Origin of the sequence: Thalassotalea sp. G20_0, from assembly GCF_017744175.1 — a bacterium.
Lineage (GTDB): Bacteria > Pseudomonadota > Gammaproteobacteria > Pseudomonadales > Endozoicomonadaceae > Endozoicomonas.
In genome coordinates this window covers 31,873-54,519 of sequence record NZ_JAGHQV010000036.1, presented here as the reverse complement: position 1 = coordinate 54,519, position 22,647 = coordinate 31,873, and the positions used below count along the sequence as shown (strand labels likewise).

Annotated in this window: 8 protein-coding genes; all 8 read left to right on the top strand. The window is 50.0% G+C overall.

Going from position 1 to position 22,647, the window contains the following annotated elements:
- The coding region (locus J7438_RS18630) for an RAP domain-containing protein (RefSeq protein ID WP_209277742.1) at positions 1 to 1,993 on the top strand (1,993 nt) is incomplete at its 5' end.
- A 59-nt stretch (positions 1,994 to 2,052) separates the two neighbouring features.
- Positions 2,053 to 4,575 carry an RAP domain-containing protein gene (locus J7438_RS18625; RefSeq protein WP_209277741.1) on the top strand — a complete coding sequence of 841 codons (2,523 nt, stop codon included), beginning with the start codon at positions 2,053 to 2,055 and terminating at the stop codon, positions 4,573 to 4,575.
- Positions 4,576 to 4,821: 246 nt separating this feature from the next.
- Positions 4,822 to 7,368 carry a DUF1601 domain-containing protein gene (locus J7438_RS18620; RefSeq protein WP_209277740.1) on the top strand — a complete coding sequence of 849 codons (2,547 nt, stop codon included), beginning with the start codon at positions 4,822 to 4,824 and terminating at the stop codon, positions 7,366 to 7,368.
- A 59-nt stretch (positions 7,369 to 7,427) separates the two neighbouring features.
- Positions 7,428 to 11,108, top strand: coding sequence for an RAP domain-containing protein (locus J7438_RS18615; RefSeq protein WP_209277739.1), 3,681 nt, complete (start codon positions 7,428 to 7,430; stop codon positions 11,106 to 11,108).
- A gap of 157 nt (positions 11,109 to 11,265) precedes the next feature.
- Entirely contained in the window at positions 11,266 to 14,526 is a 3,261-nt protein-coding gene (locus J7438_RS18610) for a DUF1601 domain-containing protein (protein WP_209277738.1), read from the top strand.
- Between the two features lie 76 nt (positions 14,527 to 14,602).
- Positions 14,603 to 16,195: an RAP domain-containing protein gene (locus J7438_RS18605; RefSeq protein WP_209277737.1), complete on the top strand. Its 1,593-nt coding sequence runs from the start codon at positions 14,603 to 14,605 to the stop codon at positions 16,193 to 16,195.
- Between the two features lie 51 nt (positions 16,196 to 16,246).
- Positions 16,247 to 19,135: an RAP domain-containing protein gene (locus J7438_RS18600; RefSeq protein WP_209277736.1), complete on the top strand. Its 2,889-nt coding sequence runs from the start codon at positions 16,247 to 16,249 to the stop codon at positions 19,133 to 19,135.
- A gap of 233 nt (positions 19,136 to 19,368) precedes the next feature.
- Positions 19,369 to 22,638 carry an RAP domain-containing protein gene (locus J7438_RS18595; protein WP_209277735.1) on the top strand — a complete coding sequence of 1,090 codons (3,270 nt, stop codon included), beginning with the start codon at positions 19,369 to 19,371 and terminating at the stop codon, positions 22,636 to 22,638.
- The last annotated feature ends 9 nt before the right edge of the window (positions 22,639 to 22,647 follow it).

Sequence of the window (22,647 nt, the reverse complement as noted above, 5' to 3'; positions counted from 1 at the left end):
GGCCGTGGCCGTGCTGTTGCCCCATGTGAACGCACAGAAAGACCAATTTATTCCTCAGGCTATCGCCAACCTGCTGTGGGCCATGGCGAAACTGGTGGACAACGGGCAGGAGCGGACACCAGAGTTCAAAGAGGCCATAGCCGCGCTGTTGCTCCACGTGAACACACAGAAAGCTAACTTTAAACCACAGGAAATCACCAACCTGCTATGGGCCATGGCGAAACTGGTTGACAACGGGCAGGAGCAGACAACAAAGCTCAAAGAGGCCGAAGCCGCGCTGTTGCCCCACGTGAATGCACAGAAAGATCAATTTAATGCCCAGGATATCGCCAACCTGCTGTGGGCCATGGCGAAACTGACGAACGAAGGGCAGGAGCGAACACCAGAGCTCAAAGAGGCCGTGGCCTCGCTGTTGCCCCATGTGAACGCACAAAAAGACCAGTTTATTCCTCAGCATATCGCCAACCTGCTGTGGGCCATGGCCAAACTGGTGGATAACGGGCAAGAGCAGACACCAAGGCTCAAAGAGGCCGTGGCCGTGCTGTTGCCCCGCGTGAACATACAGAAAAACCAATTTAAGGCCCAGGGAATCGCCAACATGCTGTGGGCCATGGCGAAACTGGTGGACAACGGGCTGAAGCGGACACCAGGGCTCAACGAAGCCTTGGCCGCGCTGTTGCCCCACGTGAAAGCACTGAAAGAACTATTTATTCCTCAACATATCGCCAACCTGCTGTGGGCTATGGCGAAACTGGCGGACAAAGGGCAAAAGCAGACACCAAGGTTCAAAGAGGCCGTGACCGCCCTGCTAACCTGCGTGAACGCACAGAAAGCTAACTTTAAACCACAGGAAATCGCCAACCTGCTGTGGGCCATGGCGAAACTTGTGGACAACGGGCAGGAGCTGACACCACTGCTCAAAGAGACTGTGGCCGCGCTGTTGCCACTCGTCAACACAGCGAAAGCTAACTTTAACCCACAAGAAATCACCAACCTGCTGTGGGCCATGGCGAAACTCGTGGACAACGGGCAGGAGCAGACACCAGGTCTCAAAGAGGCTATGGCCGCGCTGTTGTCTCACGTGAACGCACAGAAAGACCAATTTATTCCTCAGCATATCGCCAACCTGCTGTGGGCCATGGTAAAACTGATGGACAACGGTCAGGAGCGGACACCAGAGCTCAAAGAGGCCGTGGCCGCGCTATTGCCCCTCGTGAACGCACAGAAAGCTAACTTTAAATCACAGGAAATCGCCAACCTACTGTGGGCCATGGCGAAACTGGGTGAGCTTGTAGAGCTGAACGTGGTTAAATCCACGTTCGAATCTCTTGTCTACCGAATCAGTGAAAAACCTCAGCTCTCTCAGCAAGCGATATTGATGTCTCTCTGGGGAGTCATGGTATGCTGTGCCAGGTTGGCTCTAGACTCTAATGCCAATAAAAATAACGTGCTTGAAAAACACATGGATGACCTGTTTACTCGCCTGGAAAATACATCCCCGGATAATGAAGAGGATCAACGCATCATTTCCACGTCCGCAATTTGGCTTGGGAGAACGTGTCCGGTCATCCCCCATTACCAGACAAACATTTCAAAAACTCAAACCGACTTCCGCGATCAACTCCAGTCATGCCTTCCATCTTTGAATATTGAAGAAGAAAAGAGTCTGAACTCATTACCTCCGGTTGACCTGCTATTGCCAGACCACAACATGGTGATTGAAATTCAGGGACCGTCTCATTACGTGAGTGGCGATTTCAACACCAGGAATGGTTCGACTCTGCTGAAAATCGCACTGCTGCAAAAAGCAGGATTTGAGGTCATTGAAATCCCGGTTAAGCAGCTCAGGAGCCAGGACTCAATGAGACTATGTATTGATCAAATAAAGACCAGGATAAACATCCAGCCACAGGGTCATGGCTCTGTATCACTTAAAAGTAGGTCGGCAGATGAGAAATACGGCACTGCTTATATAAACATTTCAGCAAAATGAACTTCTGAACCGCACAGCAGTCTGCTTTTTATATTTTCATGAATTAATGAAATATAATTATGGACAGAAGCTCTGCCGGTATCAGTGGTCAATACGCAAGATCAGATAATAATCATAACCGACCGGGTGGCCGTGCTGCTTCTTCGAGGCGTGGACGATACCAACATGCCACGGTCAGGCAGTTGGATGATACCCCACGCACTAACCCGGGGCGCAATGCATTTTACCGTTCTCCTGACGCATGCTCTTCTCAACATCTACAGCGCCGTTCAGTAAACCCTGCTCAAGATTTTAATGCGCTCATCAAACAGGAAATAATGGATGATCTGGTGAGTAAATCGGATCGTTTTGGTCATCGCTATGATGGGAGAAATCACGGCTGGTATGCCAATTCAATTAAAAAATATACATCAGCTGCTAAAAGACCGTTAAATCGAGCTGAACAAAGCCAGCTGATACGTTTGCTGCAAAATTTTACCGCAACACGGAGCTGGAATTGGCGAAGCCTGACGACAACACTTCATTCATTGACTTCAGCAGGTGTTTTTACCCCTCATAAACCCATGGATGAGCGTGTTAAGCGTACTCAAGCTGCCTTATTGTCAACGCTACTTGATGCAATAATATTCAAGTGCAACCAAAAACAACAAGCCAGGGATATTGATGCCCAGGGTGTCGCCAACCTGCTGTGGGTCATGGCGAAACTGGTGGGTAACGGGCAGGAGTGGACACCACAGCTTAGAGAGGCCGTGGCCGCACTGTTGCCCCACGTGAACGCACAGACAGCTCACTTTAAACCACAGGAAATCGCCAACCTGCTGTGGGCCATAGTGAAACAGGTGGACAGCGGACAGGAGCGGACACCAGGGCTCAAAGAGGCCGTAGCCGCGTTGTTGTCCCACGTGAACGCACAAAAAGCTCACTTTAAACCACAGGAAATCGCCAACCTGCTGTGGGCCATGGCGAAACTGGTAGACAACGGGCAGGAACGGACACCAGAACTCAAAGAGGCCGTGGCCGCGCTGTTGCCTCACGTAAACATACAGAAAGCTCACTTTAAACCACAGGAAATCGCCAACCTGCTGTGGGCCATGGCAAAACTGGTGGACAACGGGCAGGAGCAGACACCAGAGTTCAATGAGGCCGTGACTGCGCTGTTGCCTCACGTGAAGGCACAGAAAAACCAATGTAATGCCCAGGATATCGCCAACCTGCTGTGGGCCATGGCGAAACTGGTGGACAACGGGCAGGAGCGGACCCCAGAGTTCAAAGAGGCCATGGCCGCGCTGTTGCCCCACGTGAACACACAAATAGCGAACTTTAAACCACAGGAAATCGCCAACCTGCTGTGGGCCATTGCGAAACTGGTGGATAACGGGCAAGAGCAGACACCAAGGCTCAAAGAGACCGTGGCTGCTCTGTTGCCCCTCGTGAACATTCAGAAAAACCAATTTAATGCTCAAGGGATCGCCAACATGCTTTGGGCCATGGCGAAACTGGTGGACAACGGGCAGGAGCTGACACCGCTGCTCAAAGAGGCCGTGGCCGCGCTGTTGCCCCTCGTGAACGCACGGAAAGCTCACTTTAAACCACAGGAAATCGCGAACCTGGTGTGGGCCATGGCGAAACTGTTGAACAACGGGCAGAAGCAGACACCAGGTCTCAAAGAGGCTGTAGCCGCGCTGTTATCTCACGTGAACGCACAGAAAGACCAATTTATTCCTCAGCATATCGCCAACCTGCTGTGGGCCATGGCGAAACTGGGTGAGCTTGTAGAGCTGAACGTGGTTAAATCCACGTTCGAATCTCTTGTCTACCGAATCAGTGAAAAACCTCAGCTCTCTCAGCAAGCGATATTGATGTCTCTCTGGGGAGTCATGGTATGCTGTGCCAGGTTGTCTCTAGACTCTAATGCCAATAAAAATAACGTGCTTGAAAAACACATGGATGACCTGTTTACTCGCCTGGAAAATACATCCCCGGATAATGAAGAGGATCAACGCATCATTTCCATGTCCGCAAGTTGGCTTGGGAGAACGTGTCCGGTCATCCCCCATTACCAGACAAGCATTTCAAAACCTCAAACCGACTTCCGCGATCAACTCCAGTCATGCCTTCCATCTTTGAAGATTGAAGAAGAAAAGAGTCTGAACTCATTACCTCCGGTTGACCTGCTATTGCCAGACCACAACATGGTGATTGAAATTCAGGGACCGTCTCATTACGTGAGTGGTGATTTCAACACCAGGAATGGTTCGACTCTGCTGAAAATCGCACTGCTGCAAAAAGCAGGATTTGAGGTCATTGAAATCCCGACTAACACCTTTTTGAACCCGGATTCAATAAAACGATGTATTGATCAAATAAAGACCAGGGTCGATATCCAGCCTCAGGGCCATGGCTCTGTATCACATAAAATCGGATGGGCAGATGTGGCATACGTCACCGCCGATAAAGGAGGGCAATCCTCACATCACTGTTACTTAACCGCCGAAGAGCATTCAGAAAAGCAAACAGGCAAACCCAAAAAAAGAAAAAGGAAGAGGAAAAAAAAGCCAATAACCTCTTCCCTTTCACCATGACTCAAGAACTGTGTTCATATTCCGGGGAGGGCTTTCAGCTTTTCGACCTTACCCGCAAGTGATCCGTGGGCAGATTGATCAATGGTTGTAACCGATTGTCTCGCCCCTGATTGAACATAGCGGATTGGTGGCATCAGGAGTAAATGGGTTTCCCCAACCGCTTAAATTTATAAGCATTTCACCAAAATGAACTTCTGAACAGAACAGCAGTCTACTTATATTCTCATGAATTAATGAAATATAATTATGGACAGAAACTCTGCTGGTATCAGTGGTCAATACGCAAGATCAGATAATGATTATAACCGACCGGGTGGCCGTGCTGCTTCTTCGAGGCGTGGACGATATAGACATGCCAAGGTCAGGCAGTGGGATGATACCCCACGCACTAACCCGGGACGTAATAAATTTTACCGTTCTTCTGACGCATGCCCTTCTCAACATCTACAGCGCCGTTCAGTAAACCCTGCCCAAGATTTTAATGCGCTCATCAAACAGGAAGTAATGGATGATCTGGTGAGTAAATCGAAACGATTCGGTCATCGCTATGATGGGAGAAATCACGCCCTGTATGCCAATTCAATTAAACAATACACATCAGCTGCTAAAAGACCGTTAAATCGAACTGAACAAAGCCAGCTGACAGGTCTGCTGCAAAATTTTACCATAACACGGGGTTGGGACTGGCGAAGCCTGACGACAACACTTCATTCATTGACTTCTGCAGGTGTTTTTACCCCTCATAAACCCATGGATGAGCATGTCAAGCTTACTCAAGCTGCCTTATTGTCAACGCTACTTGATGCAATAATATTCAAGTGCAACCAAAAACCTCAAGCCAGGGACATTAATGCCCGGGGAATCGCCAACCTGCTGTGGGCCATGGCGAAACTGGTGGACAACGGGCTGAGGCGGACACCAGAATTCAACGAGACCGTGGCCGCGCTGTTGCCCCACGTGAACGCACAGAAAGACCAATTTAATACTCAGCATATCGCCAACCTGCTGTGGGCAATGGCAAAACTGGTGGAGAACGGGCAGCAGCTGACACCAGAGTTAAAAAAGACCGTGGTCGCGCTGTTGCCTCACGTGAACGCAGTGAAAGCTAACTTTAAACCACAAGAAATCACCAACCTGCTGTGGGCCATGGCGAAACTGGTGGACAACGGGCAGGAGCTGACACCTGGGCTCAACGGGGCCGTGGCCGCGCTGTTGCCCCTCGTGAACGCACAGAAAGCTAACTTTAAATCACAAGGTATCGCCAACCTGCTGTGGGCCATGGCGAAACTCGTGCACAACGGAGAGTGGGCAGCAGAGCTTAAAGAAACTGTGGTCGCGCTGTTATCCAACGTAAATGCACAAATAGCGAACTTTAAACCACAGGAAATCGCCAACCTGCTGTGGGCCATGGCGAAACTGGTGGACAACGGGCTGTTGCAGACACCAGAGTTCAAAGAGGCCTTGGCCGCGCTGTTGCCCAACGTGAACGCACAGAAAGACCAATTTATTCCTCAGCATATCGCCAACCTGCTGTGGGCCATGGCGAAACTGGTGGACAACGGGCAGGAGCGGACACCAGAGTTCAGAGAGGCTGTGGGCGCGCTGTTGCCACACGTGAAAGGACAGAAAGACCAATTTATTCCTCAGCAAAACGCCAACCTGCTGTGGGCCATGGCGAAACTGGTGGACAACGGGCAGGAGCGAACACCGAGGCTCAACGAGGCCGTGGCCGCGCTGCTGCCCCAGGTGAAAGCACAAAAAGACCAATTTATTCCTCAGCATATTGCCAACCTGATGTGGGCCATGGCGAAACTGGTGGACAACGGGCAGGAGCAAACACCAGAGTTCAACGTGGCCGTAGTCGCGCTGTTGCCCCACGTGAACGCACAGAAAGCTAACTTTAAACCAAAGGAAATCACCAACCTTCTGTGGGCCATGGCGAAACTGGCGGACAACGGGGAGTGGACATCAGAGCTCAACGAGGCCGTGGCCGCTCTGTTGCCCCACGTGAACGCACAGAAAGCTAACTTTAAACCACAGGAAATCGCCAATCTGCTGTTGGCCACGGCGAAACTGGGTGAGCTCGTTGAGCTGAACGTGGTTACCTCTATGTTCGAATCGCTTGTCTACCGAATCAGTAAAAACCCTCAGCTCTGCCAGCAAGACATATTGATGTCTCTCTGGGGAGTAATGGTTTGCTGTGCCAGATTGTCTCTAAACTCCAATGCCAATAACAATAACTGGCTTGAAAAGCACCTGGATGACCTGTTTACTCGCCTGGAAAATACATCCCCAGATAATGAAGAGGATCAATCCATCATGGCCATGACCATGGCCGCAAGTTGGCTTGGGAGAGCGTGTCCGGTCGTCCCCCATTACCGGACAACTATTTCAAAACCTCAAGCCGACTTCCGCGATCAACTCCAATCACGCATTCCATCTTTGAAGATTGAAGAAGAAAAGAGCCTGAACTCATTACCTCCGGTTGACCTGCTACTGCCAGATCACAACATGGTGATTGAAGTTCAGGGACCGTCTCATTACGTGGGTGGTGATTTCAAAACCAGGAATGGTTCAACTCTGCTGAAAATCGCACTGCTGCAAAAATCAGGATTTGAGGTCATTGAAATCCCGGTTAACCTGCTCAGGAGCCAGGATTCAATGAAACTATGTATTGATCAAATAAAGACCCGGGTAGACATCCCGCCAAAGGGGCATGGCTCTGTATCACTTAAAAGCGGATCGGCAGATGAGAAATACGGCACTGCTTATATAAATGATTCAGCAAAATGAACTTCTGAACTGCACAGCAGTCTGCTTTTTATATTTTCATGAATTAATGAAATATAATTATGAACAGAAGCTCTGCCGGTATCAGTGGTCAATACGCAAGATCGAATAAAGATTATAACCAGCCGAATGACCATGCCGTCTCTTCAAAGTGTGGTCGATATGGACATTGTACAGTCAGACAGTGGGGTAACCCCCCTAGCACTAACCCGGGGCGTAATAAATTTTACTGTTCTTCTGACGCATGCCCTTCTCAACATCTACAGCGCCGTTCAGTAAACCCTGCTCAAGATTTTAATGCGCTCATCAAACCAGAAATAATGGATGATCTGGTGAACAAATCGGATCATTTCGGTCATCGCTATGATGGGAGATATCACGGCCTGTATGCCAATTCAATTAAAAAATACACATCAACTGCTAAAAGACAGTTAAATCGAGCTGAACAAAGCCAGCTGATAGGTTTGCTGCAAAATTTTACCATAACACGACGTTGGAACTGGCGAAGCCTGACAACCACACTTCATTCATTGACTTCAGCGGGTGTTTTTACCCCTCATAAACCCATGGATGGGCGTGTTAAGCTTACTCAGGCTGCCTTATTGTCAACACTACTTGATGCGATAATATTCAAGTGCAACCAAAAACCCCAAGCCAGGGATATTGATGCCTGGGGAATCGCTAGCCAGCTGTGGGCCATGGCAAAACTGGTGGAAAAAGGGCAGGAGCAAACACCAGAAATCAAAGAGGCCGTGACCACGCTGTTGCACCGCGTGAACGCACAGAAAGCCCAATTTGATGCCCAGCATATTGCCAACCTGCTGTGGGCCATGGCAAAACTGGTGGACAAAGGGCAGGAGCAAACACCAGAACTCAAAGAGGCTGTGACCACGCTGTTGCAGCACGTGAACGCACAGAAAGCCCAATTTAATGCCCAGCATATTACCAACTTGCTGTGGGCCATGGCGAAACTGGTGGCCAACGGGCAGGAGTGGACACCAGAGCTTAAAGAGGGCGTATTCGTACTTTTGTCCTATGTAAACGCACAGAAAGCTAACTTTAAACCACAGGAAATCGTCAACCTGCTGTGGGCCATGGCAAAATTGGTGGACAATGGTCAGGAGCAAACACCAGAACTCAAAGAGGCCGTGGCCGCGCTGCTGCCCCAAGTGAACGCACAAAAAGACCAATTTATTCCTCAGGGTACCGCCAACCTGCTGTGGGCCATAGCGAAACTGGTGGACAACGTTCAGGAGCAGGCACCAGAGTTCAAAAAGGCCGTGACCGCGCTGTTGCACCGCGTGAACGCACAGAAAGCCCAATTTAATGCCCAGCATATTACCAACTTGCTCTGGGCCATGGCGAAACTGATGGCCAACGGGCAGGAATGGACACCAGAGATTAAAGAAGCCGTGTCCGCACTTTTATCCCACGTAAACCCACAGAAAGCTAACTTTAATCCACAGGAAATCGCCAACCTGCTGTGGGCCATGGCGAAACTGGTGGACAATGAGCTAAAGCAAACACCAGAACTCAAAGAGGCTGTGGCCGCGCTGTTGCCCCACGTGAACGCACAAAAAAACAAATTTATTCCTCAGGGTATCGCCAACCTGCTGTGGGCCATGGCGAAACTGGTTGACAGCGTCCAGGAGCAGACACCAGAACTCAAAAAGGCCGTGGCCGCGTTGTTGCCCATCGTGAATACTCAGAAAGCTAACTTTAACCCACAGGAAATCGTCAACCTGCTGCGGGCCATAGCGAAACTGGTGGACAACGGGCTGGAGCAGACATCGGTTGTCAGAAAGGCCGTGGCCGCGTTGTTACCCCACGTGAACGCAAAGAAAGCTCACTTTAACCCACAGGAAATCGCCAACCTCCTGTGGGCCATGGCAAAACTGGTGGACAACGGGCAGAAGCTGACACCGGGGCTCACAGAGACCGTGGCCATACTGTTGCCTCTCGTGAACGCTCAGACAGCTAACTTTAAACCACAGGAAACTGCCAACCTGCTGTGGGCCATGGCAAAACTGGTGGACAACGGGCTGGAACAGACACCAGGGCTCAAAGAGGCCTTAGCCGTGCTGTTGCCCCACGTGAACGCACAGAAAGACCTATTTAATGCCCGGGATATCACCAACCTGCTGTGGGCCATGGCGAAACTGGTGGACAACAGGCTGGAGCAGATACCAAGGTTCAAAGAGGCTGTGGCCGTGCTGTTGCCCCACGTGAACGCACAGAAAGCTGACTTTACGCCAAAAGAAACTGCCAACCTGCTGTGGGCCATGGCAAAACTGGTGGACAACGGGCTGGAGCAGACACCAGGGCTCAAGGAGGCCGTGGCCGCTCTGTTGCTCCACGTGAACGCACAGGCAGTCCAATTTAATGCCCAGGATATCGCCAATCTGCTGTGGGCCATGGCGAAACTAGTGGACAACAGACTGGAGCAGATACCAGGGCTCAAAGAAGCCTCAGGCGCATTGTTGCCCCACGTGAATGCACAGAAAGCTAACTTTAAACCACAAGGTATCGCCAATCTGCTGTGGGCCATGGCGAAACTGGTGGACAAAGAGACACCAGGGCTCGAAGCGGCGGTAGCCACGCTGATGACCCACGTGAAAGTACTGAAAGCTAACTTTAAACCTCAGGAAATCGCTAACCTGCTGTGGGCCATGGCGAAACTGGTGGACAACGGGCAGGTGCAGATACCAGAACTCAAAGCGGCGGTAGCCGCGCTGTTGCCCCACTTGAAGGCACAGAATGACCAACTTAATGCCCAGGATATCGCCATCCAGATGTGGGCCATGGCGAAACTGGTGATCAGCGGGCAGGAGCAGACACCAGAGCTCAACGAGGCTATGACCGCGCTTTTGTCCCAAGTGAACGCAAGGAAAGACCAGTTTATTCCTCAGCATATCTCCCACCTGCTGTGGGCCATGGCGAAACTGGGTGAACTCCTTGAGCTGAACGTGGTTACCTCTACGTTCGAGTCGCTTGTCTATCGAATCAGTGAGAACCCTCAGTTTTCTCAGCAAGAGATATCGATATCTCTCTGGGGAGTAATGGTATGCTGTGCCAGGTTGGCTCTAGACTCCAATGCCAATAAAAGTAACGTGTTTGAAAAGCACATGGATAACCTGTTCACTCGCCTGGAAAATACCTCGCCAGATAATGAAGAGGAACAATCCATCATGATCATGGCCGCAAGTTGGCTTGGCAGAGCCTGTCCGGTCGTTTGCCATTACCAGACCAACATTTCAAAAACCCAGGCCGACTTCCGTGATCAACTCAAATCATCTATTCCATCTTTTCAGATCGAAGAAGAAAAGAGCCTGAACTCATTACCGCCAGTTGACCTGCTTCTGCCAGATCACAACATAGTGATTGAAGTTCAGGGTCCATCGCATTACGTGGGTGGTAATTTCAATACCAGGAATGGTTCAACTCTGCTTAAAATCGCATTGCTGCAAAAATCAGGATTTGAGGTCATTGAAATCCCGACTAACACGCTTTGGAGCCCGGATTCAATAAAACGATGTATTGATCGAATAAAGACCAGGGTGGACATCCCGCCACAGGGCCATGGCTCTGTATCACATAAAATCGGGTGGGCAGATGAGGCAAACGTTACCGCCGATAAAGGGTGGCAATCCTCAGATCACTGTTACTTAACCGCCGAAGAGCATTTAGAAAAACAAACAGGCAAACCAGAAAAAAGAAAAAGGAAGAGAAAAAAAAGGCCATAAGTAGTTGCCCAAAATGATTTGAAAATAACGGATTGGTGGCATCAGAAGTAGAGGTGTATCCCCTGCGGCCTGGTTTTATAGATATTTCAGTAAAATGAACTTCTGAACAGAACAGCAGTCTACTTTTTATATTTTCATGAATTAATGAAATATAATTATGGACAGAAGCTCTGTCGGTATCAGTGGTAAATACGCAAGACCAGGCAATAATTACAACAAACCGGATGACCAGACCGCTTCTTCAAGCCGTGGACGATATAGACATGCCACAGTCAAACAATGGGATAATCCCCCCCACACTGCCACGGGGCGTAATGCATTTTACCATTCTTCTGCCCCATGTTCTTCTCAATATCTACAGCGCCGTTCAGTAAACCCTGCTCAAGATTTTAATGCCCTCACCAAACAGGAAATAATGGATGGCCTGGTGAGTAAATCGGTTCGTTTCGGTCATCGCTATGATGGAAGAGATCACGGTCTATATGCCAGTTCCATTAAAAAATACACGTCAACGTCTAAAAGACCGTTAAATCGAGCTGAACAAAGCCAGCTGATGCATTTGCTGCAAAATTTCACAGTCACACGGAGCTGGAATTGGCGAAGCCTGACGACAACATTTCACTCATTGACTTCAGCGGGTGTTTTTACCCCTCATAAGCCCGTGGATCAGCGTGCCAAGCTCACTCAAGCTGCTTTATTGTCCATGCTATTTGATGCAATAGCGTTCAAGTGCAACCAAAAACCTCAAGCCTGGGATATCGATGCCCGGGGAATCGTCAACCTGCTGTGGGCCATGGCAAAACTGGTGGACAACGGGCAGGAACGGACACCAGAGTTCAAAAAGGCCGTGGCCGCCCTTTTGCCCCACGTGAACACACAGAAAGAGCAACTTATTCCTCAGCATATCGCTAACCTGCTGTGGGCCATGGTGAAACTGGTGAACAACAGGCAGGAACAGACACCCGGGCTCAAAGAGGCCGTGGCTGCACTGTTGCCCCACGTGATAACACAGAAAGACCAATTTATTCCTCAGCATATCGCTAACCTGCTGTGGGCCATGGCGAAACTGGTGGACAACGGGCAGGAGTGGATACCAGGGCTCAAAGAGGCTCTGGTTGCGTTGTTGCCCCACGTGAGCGTACAAAAAGCTGGCTTTAATCCACAGGAAATCGCTAACCTGCTGTGGGCCATGGCTAAATTCGTAGTCAACGGACAGGAGCAGACACCCGGGCTCAACGAAGCCGTGTCCGAGCTGCTGCCCCACGTCAACGCGCAGCATGACCAATTTAATGCCCAGGATATCGCCAACCTGCTGTGGGCCATGGCGAAACTGGTGATCAACGGACAGGAGCGGACACCAGAGCTAAAAGAAACCCTGGCCACGCTATTGCCCCAGGTAAACGTACATAAGGACCAGTTCAATCCCCAGGGTATCGCCAACGTGCTGTGGGCCATGGCGAAACTGGTGGACAACGGGCTGGAGCGAACACCAGAACTTAACAAAGCCGTGGCCGGGCTGTTGCATCACGTGAACGCCCAGGCTAACAAACCACAGGAAATCTCCAACCTGCTCTGGGCCATAGCGAAGCTGGTGGACAACGGGCTGGAGCGGACACCAGAGTTCAAAGAGGCCCTGGCCGTGCTATTGCCCCAAGTGGTCGCACAAAAAGCTAACAGCAAACCACAGGAAATAACCAACCTGCTGTGGGCTTTGGCGAAACTGGTGGATAACGGGCTGGAGTGGACACCAGAGCTTAAAAAAACTGTGGCCAGACTGTTGCCTCACGTGAACGCACAGAAGGCTAATTTTACACCACAGGGTATTGCCAACCTGCTGTGGGCCATGGCGAAACTGGTGGACAACGGGCTGGAGCGGACGCCAAAGCTCAAAGAAGTCGTGGCCAGGCTGTTACCCCATGTGAACGCACAGGCAGCTAACTTTAACCCTCAGGGTATTACCAACCTGCTTTGGACCATGGCGAAACTGGTAGACAGCGGGCAGGAACGGACCCCGGAACTCAACGAGACCGTGGCCACGCTGTTGCCACACGTGAACGTAAAGAAATACCAGTTTAATGCCCAGGAAATCGCCAACCTGCTGTGGGCCATGGCGAAACTGGTGGACAACGGACTGGAGTGGACAGCAAGGCTCAACCAGGCCGTAGCCGCACTGTTGCCCTGCGTGAACGCACAGAAAGACCAATTTATTCCTCAGCATATCGCCAACCTGCTGTGGGCCATTGGGAAACTGGTGGACAACGGGCTGGAGCAGACACCAGAGCTCAAAGAGGTCATGACCGCGCTGTTACCCCACGTGAATGCACAGAGAGACCAATTTATTCCTCAGCATATCGCCAACCTGCTATGGGCCATGGCGAAACTGATAGACGACAGGCAGGAGTGGCTCCCGGGGCTCAACGAGGCGGTCGTCGCTCTGCTGCCCCGCGTGAACGTTCAGAAAGACCAATTTAGTGTCCAGGGCATCACCAACCTGCTGTGGGCCATGACCAAACTGGCGGACAACGGGCTGGAGCAGACACCAGAGCTCAAAGCGGCCCTGGCCGCGATGTTTGCCCACGTGAATGCACAGAAAGAACAATTTAATACCCAGGGTATCGCCAACCTGCTGTGGGTCATGGCAAAACTTGGTGAGTTCGTTGAGCTGGGTGTGGTGAGCTCTACCTTTGAATCTTTTGTCTACCGAATCAGTGGCAACCCTCAGCTCTCTGCGCAAGAGATATGGATGTCTCTCTGGGGAGTCATGGTGTGCTGTGCCAGGCTGTTTCTAGAATCCCATACTAAAAATAACGTGCTTGAAAAGCATATGGATGACCTGTTTACTCGCCTGAAAAATACCTCCCCGAATAATGAAGAGAATCAATGCACCATTGCCATGGCCGCCAGTTGGCTTGGCAGGGCGTGTCCGGTCGTCCCCCATTACCAGGCAATCATTTCAAAACCCCAAAGCGTCGTCCGGGATCAACTCCAATTATGCATTCCATCATTAAAGATTGAAGAAGAAAAGAGTCTGAGTTCATTACCTCCAGTCGACCTGCTACTGTCAGACCACAACATTGTGATTGAAGTTCAGGGACCGTTTCATTACGTGAGTGGTGATTTCAAAACCAGGAATGGGTCGACTCTGCTGAAAATCGCACTGCTGCAAAAAGCAGGATTTGAGGTCTTTGAAATCCCGACGAACACGCTTTGGAAACCGGGTTCAATAAAACGATGTATTGATCAAATAAAGACCAGGGTGGACATCCCGCCACAGGATCATGGCTGTGCATCACTTAACACCGGGTGGCAATCCTCTGATCACCGTTACTTAACCGCCGAAGCACATTTAGAAAAGCAAACAGGCAAACCCAAAAAAAGAAAAAGGAAGAAAAAAGCCAATAACCGCTTAAATTTATAAACATTCAAGCAAAATGAACTTCTGAACTGCACAGCAGTCTGCTTCTTATATTTTCATGAATTAATGAAATATAATTATGGACAGAGGCTCTGCTGGCATCAGTGATAAATACGCAAGATCGGATAATGATTATAATCAGCCGAATGATCATGCCGTTTCTTCAAAGCGTGGTCGATATGGACATTGTTCAGTCAGACAGTGGCATAATCCCCCCCGCACAAACCCGGAGCGTAATGAATTCTACCGTTCTTCTGATGCATGCCCTTCTCAACATCTGCAGTGCCGTTCAGTAAACCCTGCTCAGGATTTTAATGCGCTCATCAAACCAGAAATAATGGATGATCTGGTGAATAAATCGTATCGTTTTGGCCATCGTTATGATGGGAGAAATCACGGGCAATATGCCAGTTCAATTAAAAAATACACGTTAGCAGCCAAAAGACCGTTAAACAGGACTGAACAAAGCCAGCTGATACATTTGCTGCAAAATTTTACCGCAACACGGAGTTGGAATTGGCGAAGCCTGACGGCAACACTTCATTCATTGACTTCAGCGGGTGTTTTTACCCCTCATAACCCCATGGATCAGAGTGTTAAGCTTACTCAAGCTGCCTTATTATCAACGTTACTTGATGCAATAATATTCAATTGCAACCAAAAACCTCAAGCCATGGATATTGAAGCCCTGGCAATTGCCAACCTGCTGTGGGCCATGGCGAAACTGGTGGGCAACGGGCTGGAGCGGACACCAGGACTCAAAGAGGCCGTGGCCGCGCTGTTACCCCTGGTGAGCGCACATAAAGACCAATTTATTCCTCAGAATATCACCAACCTGCTGTGGGCCATGGCGAAACTGGATGAGCTCGTTGAGCTGAACGTAGTTACTTCTACGTTCGAATCGCTTGTCTACAAAATCAGTGAAATCCCGCAGCTCTCTCAGCAAGGGATATTGATATCTCTCTGGGGAGTAATGGTATGCTGTGCCAGATTGTCTATGGTCTCCAATGCCAATAAAAATAACGTGCTTGAAAAGCACATAGTTGACCTGTTTACTCATCTGGAAAAGTCATCCCCGGACAATGAAGAAGAACAAACCATCATTGCCATGGCCGCAAGTTGGCTTGGGAGAACGTCCCCGGTCGTCCCCCATTACCAGACTCTCATATCAAAACATCAATCCGACTTTCGCGATCAGCTGAAATCATGCATTCCATCTTTGCAGATTGAAGAAGAAAAAAGCCTGAACTCATTACCGCCGGTTGACCTGATACTGCCAGATCACAACATGGTGATTGAAATTCAGGGAAAGTTTCATTACGTGAGTGGTGATTTCAAAACCAGGAATGGGTCGACTCTGCTGAAAATCGCACTGTTGCAAAAAGCAGGATTTGAGGTCATTGAAATCCCGGTTAACCAGCTTTGTAACCCGGATTTAATTATTGATCACATAAAGACCAGGGTGGACATCCCACCACAGGGCCATGGCAGTGCATCAGTTAAAATCGGGTGCGTAGATGAGACAAACGTTGCCGCCGACAAAGAGTGTCAATCCTCAGATCAACGTTACTTAGCCGCCGAGGAACATTTAGAACAGCAAACAGACAAACCAAAAAACAGAAAAAAGAAAAGGAAAAAAATTCATAAACATTTCAGTAAAATGAACTTCTGAACAGAACCACAGTCTGTTTTTTATATTTCCATGAATTAATGAAATATAATTATGCATAGAACCTCTGCTGGTATCAGTGGTAAACACGCAAGATCAGGTAATGATGACAACCAACCGGAAAACCATGCCGCTTCTGCAAGGCGTGGACGATATAGAGAGTGTACAGTCAGACAGTGGGATAATCCCCCCCGCCCTATCCCGGGGCGTAATGAATTTTACCATTCTTCTGGCGCACGCCCTCCTCAAAATCTACTGCGCCGTTCAGTAAACCTTGCTCAAGATTTTAATTCCCTCATAAAAAAAGAAATAATCAATAGTCTGGTGAATAAATCGAATCAGTTCGGTCATCACTATGATGGGAGATATCACGGTCATTATGCCAGTTCAATTAAAAAATACACGTTAGCTGCTAAAAGACCGTTAAATCGAATAGAACAAAGCCAGCTGATGCGTTTGCTGCAAAATTTTACTGCAACGCGGAGCTGGAATTGGCGAAGTCTGACGACAACATTTCATTCATTTACTTCAGCGGGTGTTTTTAGCTCTCATAGATCCTTGGATGAGCGTGTTAAGCGTACTCAAACTGCCTTATTGTCAACGCTACTTGATGCAATAATATTTAACGGCAACCAAAAACCTGAAGCCAGTGATATTGGTGCTCAGGAAATCACTAACCTGCTGTGGGCCATGGCAAAACAGGTGGACAACGGGCACGAGCGGACACCAGGGCTCAAAGAGGCTGTGGCTGCGCTGCTGCCCCACGTGAATGCAAAAAAAGCTGACTTTAAACCACAGGAAATCGCCAACCTGCTGTGGGCCATGGCGAAACTGGTGAGCAACGGGCAGGACCAGACACCCGAGTTCAACGAGGCCGTGGCATCGCTGTTGCCTTTCGTGTACGCACAGAAAGACCAATTTATTCCTCAGCATATCGCCAACCTGCTGTGGGCCATGGCGAAACTGGTGGATCTCGGGCAGGAGCAGACACCAGAACTCAAAGGGGCCGTGGCCGTGCTGTTGCCCCTCGTGAGTGCACAGAAAGACCAATTTATACCTCAGCATATCGCCAACCTGCTGTGGTCCATGGCGAAGCTGGTGGACAACGGGCAGGAGCGGACATCTGTTTTCAAGGGAGCTATGGCCGAGCTGTTGCCCCTCGTGAACGCACAGAAAAGCCAATTTAATAGCCAGGGCATTACCAGCCTGCTGTGGGCTATGGCGAAACTGGTAGACAGCGGGCAGAAGCGAACACCGGAGCTCAACGAGGCCGTGGCTGCGCTATTGCCCTTCGTGAACGTACAAAAACAGCAATTTAATGCCCAGAGTATCGCCAACCTGCTATGGTCCATGACGAAACTGCTGGACAACGGGCAGGATAGGATATCAGAGCTAAAAGGGGCCATAGCCACGCTGTTACCCTACGTAAACACACAGAAAGCTCAATTTAAACCTCAGGAAATCGCTAAGTTGCTGTGGTCCATGGCAAAACTGGTGGACAACGGCCAGGAACAGACGCCAGAGTTCAATGAGGCCGTGGCCGCGCTGTTGCCCTGCGCGAACACACAGAAAGCTCAATTTAAACCACAGGAAATCGCCAACCTGCTCTGGGCCATAGCGAAACTGCTGGACAACGGGCAGGAATCGACACCAGGTTTCAACGAGGCAGTGACCGCGCTGTTGCCGCATGTGAACGCCCGGAAAAGCCAATTTAATGCACAGGATATTGCCAACCTCCTGTGGTCCATGGCGAAACTGGTGGACAACGGGCAGGAGCGGACACCAGAACTCAACGAAGCCGTGACCGCGCTGTTACCCCACGTGAGGGCACAAAAAGACCAATTTATTCCTCAGCATATCGCCAACCTGCTGTGGGCCATGGTGAAACTGGTGGACAACGGGCAGCAGCAGACATCAGGGCTCAAAGGGGCCGTGGCCGTGCTGCTGCCCCTCGTGAGTGCACAGAAAGACCAATTTATTCCTCAGCATATCGCCAACCTGCTGTGGGCCATGGCGAAACTGGTGGACAACGAGCAGGAGTGGACTCCAGAGTTTAACGAGGCCCTGGCCGCGCTGTTGCCCCAAGTGAACGCACAGAAAGCTAACTTTAAACCACAGGAAATCGCTAACCTGCTGTGGGCCATGGCGAAACTGGGTGAACTCCCTGAGCTGAACGTGGTTATCTCTACGTTCAAATCGCTAGTCTACCGAATCAGCGAACATCCTCAGCTCTCCCAGCAAAACATATTGATGTCTCTCTGGGGGCTAATGGTATGTTGTGCCAGGTTGTCTCTGGTCTCCAATGCCAATAAAGATAACGTGCTTGAAAAGCAAATGGTTGACCTGTTTACTCGTCTGGAAAATGGATCCGACAATGAAGAGGGGCAACGCATCATAGCCATGGCCGCAAGCTGGCTTGGCAGACCGTGTCCGGTCGTTCCCTGTTACCAGACTACCAGGTCAAAACTTCAATCTGACTTTCGCGATCAGCTCCAATCATGCGTTCCCTCTTTGCAGATTGAAGAAGAAAAGAGTCTGAACGCATTACCTCCGGTTGACCTGCTGCTGCCAGATCACAACCTGGTGATTGAAGTTCAGGGCCCCTCTCATTATGTGGGTGGTGATTTCAACACCAGAAATGGTTCGACTCTGCTTAAAATCGCACTGTTGCAAAAAGCAGGATTTGAGGTCATTGAAATTCCGGTTAACAGGCTTTTGAATCAGGAGTTAATGAAACCATATATTGATCAAATAAAAACCAGGGCAGGCATCCTGCCACAGGAGCATGGCTCTGTATCACTTAAAAGAAGGTGGGCAGATCAGGCATACATTACTGCTGATAAAGGCAGGCAACCCTCAGATCATGGTTACTTGACTGGCAAAGAACCTTCAGAAGAGCAAACCGGCAAACCAGCAAAGAGGAAGAGAAAAAACAGCCAGTAATTTCCGCCCTTCGATCATGACTCAAGAACCATTTGCACATTCCCGGGGAAGAATGCCAGCGTTGAATACCTGTTGCCCATGCGTCCTGCCCCGGATGATTTGAAAATAACGGAGACACCAGGAGTCAATGTGTATTCCCAAACACCTGGTTTTATAGACATTTCAGCAAAATGAACTTCTGAACAGAGCAGCAGTCTTCTTTTTATATTCTCATGAATTAATGAAATATAATTATGCATAGAACCTCTGCTAGCATCAGTGGTAGATACGAAAATAATTACAACCAACCGGATAACCATGCCGCTTATTCAGAGCGAGGACAGTATAGACATGCCACCGTCAGAAAGAGAGATAATATCCCCCGCACTACTCCGGAGCGTAATGAATTTTACCACTCCTCTGCCCCATACTTTGCCCAAAACCTGCCGTGCCGTTCAATAAACCCTGCTCAAGATTTCAATGCCCTCATCAAACAGGAAGTAATGGATGAACTGGTGAGTAAATCTGATCATTTCGGTTATCGTTATGATGGGAAAAATCACAGTCAATATGCCAATTCAATTAAGAGATACACGTTAGCTTCTCAAAGCCCCTTAACCCGAGCGGAACAAAGCCAGCTGATGATTTTTTTGCAAGATTATACAGCCACACGGCGTTGGAGTTGGCGAAGCCTGACAACAACACTTCATTCATTTACTTCAGCCGGTGTTTTTACCCCTCATAAACCCGTGGATGTTCGTGTCAGGCGCACTCAGGGCACCTTATTGTCAACGCTGCTTGATGCAATAGTATTCAAGTGCAACCGAAAAGCTGCAGCGTGGGAAATTGATGCCCAGGGAATCACCAATCTGCTGTGGGCCATGGCGAAACTGGTAGACAGCGGGCAGGAGCGAACACCAGGGCTCATCAAGGCTATGGCCGCACTGTTGCCCCATGTGAACGCACAAAAAGATCAATTTAATGCTCAGGGGATCACCAACCTGCTGTGGGCCATGGCGAAACTGGTGGTCAACGGGCAGGAGCGGAATCCGGGGATCAATGAGGCCGTGGCTGCGCTATTGCCACATGTGAACCTACAGAAAGCGAACTTTAAACCACAGGGAATCGCCAGCCTGCTGTGGGCCATAACCAAACTGGTTGAACACGGACAGGAGCGAACACCAGAGCTCAACAAAGCCCTGGCTGCGTTGTTGCCCCAGGTAAACGCACAAAAAACTGACTTTAAACCACGGGAAATTGCCAACCTGCTGTGGGCCATGGCGAAACTGGTGGACAACGGGCTGGAGCAGACACCAGAGCTTAAAGCAGCTGTGGCCGCGCTGTTGCCCTGTGTGAACGCACAGAAAGGCCTATTTAATGCGCAGGATATCGCCAACCTTGTCTGGGCCATGGCGAAACTGATGGACCACGGGCTGGAGCAGACAACAGATCTCAGCGAGGCCTTAGCGGTGCTATTGCCCCTCGTAAACGCACAGAAAACCAATTTTAAACCACAGGGTATCGTCAACCTGCTGTGGGCCATGGCAAAACTGGTAGACACCGGGCTGGAGCAGACGACCGATCTCAGCGAGACCATAGCCGTGCTATTGCCCCACGTGAACGCACAGAAGGACCAATTTAATTCTCAGGGTATCGCCAACCTGCTGTGGGCCATGGCAAAACTGGTGGACAACGGGCTGGATCAGACAGCAGAACTCAAAGAGGCCATGACCGCGTTGCTACTTCGCGTGAACGCACAGAAAGAACCATTTATTCCTCAGCAAATCGCCAACCTGCTGTGGGCCATCGCGAAACTGGTGGACAACAGCCAGGAATGGACACCAGAACTCAACGAGGCTGTGGCCACGCTGTTGCCCCATGTGAACGGACAAAAAGACCAGTTTATGGCCCAGCAGATCACCAACCTGATGTGGGCCATGGCAAAACTGGTGGACAACGGGCTGGAGCAGACAGCAGAACTTAAAGAGGGCGTGGCCGCGCTATTGCCCAAGGTGAAGGCACAGAAAGCTGATTTTGAACCACAGGGTCTCGCCAACCTGCTGTGGGCCACGGCAAAACTGGTGGACCACGGGCAGGAAAGGACGCCAGAGCTCAACGGCGCTCTGGCCGCGCTGTTGCCTCACGTGATGGCACAGAAAGCTGAATTTAAACCAAAGGAAATCGCCAACCTGCTGTGGGCCATGGCGAAACTGGTGGACAACAAACAGGAGCGAACAACAGCACTCGAAAGGACCGTGGCCGCGTTGTTGCCTTATGTGAACGCTCAGAAAAGCCAATTTAATGCACAGGATATTGCCAACCTGCTGTGGTCCATGGCAAAACTGGTGGACAACGGACAGGACCGGACACCAGAGCTCACCCAGGCCGTGGCGGCACTGTTGATTCACGTGAACCCACAGGAAAAACAATTTATTCCCAAACATATCGCCAGCCTGCTGTGGGCCATGGCGAAACTGGTGGACAACGGGCTGGAGCAAACATCACGGCTCTTCAAGGCTGTGGCCGTGCTGTTGCCCATGGTAAACGCACAGAAAGACCAATTAACTCCCCAGCATATCACCAACCTGCTGTGGGCCATGGCGAAACTGGTGGACAACGGGCTGGAGCAAACACCGGAGTTTAACCAGGCTGTGGCCGTGCTGTTGCCTCATGTGAAGGCGCAGAAAGGCCAATTTAATACTCAGGGTATTACCAACCTGCTCTGGGCCATGGCAAAACTGGTGGACACCAGACAGGACCAGACACCAGAGTTCAACGAGGCCGTGGCTGCGCTGTTGCCCCGCGTGAACGCACTGAAGGATCAATTTAATCCTCAGGGTATCGCCAACCTGCTGTGGGCCATGGCAAAACTGGGTGAACTCATTGAGCTGAACGTGTTTACCGCCACGTTCGAATCGCTTGTCTACCAAATCCGTGAACTCCCCCGGCTCTCTCAGCAAACCCTATTGATGTCTCTCTGGGGCGTCATGGTATGCTGCGCCAGGTTGTCTCTGGTCGCCACTGCCAATAAAAATAATGTGCTTGAAAAACACATGGATGAGCTGTTTACTCGGCTGGGAAACACATCCCCCGACAATGAAGATGATCAATCCATCATTGCCATGGCCGCAAGCTGGCTTGGCAGAACGTGTCCGGTCATCCCCCATTACCAGACAACCATTTCAATACCTCAATCCAATTTCCGTGATCAACTCCAATCATGCATTCCCTCTTTAAAGATTGAAGAAGAAAAGTGTCTGAACTTATTGCCTCCGGTTGACCTGCTACTGCCAGATCACAACATGGTGATTGAAATTCAGGGACCATCTCATTACGCAAGTGCTGATTTCAAAACCAGGAATGGTTCGACTCTGCTGAAAATCGCACTGCTGAAGAAATCAGGATTTGAAGTCATTGAAATCCCGGCCAACATGCTTCGGAATCAGGATTCAATGAAATTATATATTGACCGAATAAAGACCAGGGCAAGGCATCCCGCCACAGGGTCATTCTGTATCACTTAACAGAGAAGA

Bases quoted from the DNA above. Each gene is read 5' to 3' on its own strand.
- J7438_RS18625 (WP_209277741.1), top strand. From the start codon at position 2,053: ATGGACAGAAGCTCTGCCGGTATCAGTGGTCAATACGCAAGATCAGAT.
- J7438_RS18605 (WP_209277737.1), top strand. From the start codon at position 14,603: ATGGACAGAGGCTCTGCTGGCATCAGTGATAAATACGCAAGATCGGAT.
- J7438_RS18615 (WP_209277739.1), top strand. From the start codon at position 7,428: ATGAACAGAAGCTCTGCCGGTATCAGTGGTCAATACGCAAGATCGAAT.
- J7438_RS18595 (WP_209277735.1), top strand. From the start codon at position 19,369: ATGCATAGAACCTCTGCTAGCATCAGTGGTAGATACGAAAATAATTAC.
- J7438_RS18610 (WP_209277738.1), top strand. From the start codon at position 11,266: ATGGACAGAAGCTCTGTCGGTATCAGTGGTAAATACGCAAGACCAGGC.
- J7438_RS18620 (WP_209277740.1), top strand. From the start codon at position 4,822: ATGGACAGAAACTCTGCTGGTATCAGTGGTCAATACGCAAGATCAGAT.
- J7438_RS18600 (WP_209277736.1), top strand. From the start codon at position 16,247: ATGCATAGAACCTCTGCTGGTATCAGTGGTAAACACGCAAGATCAGGT.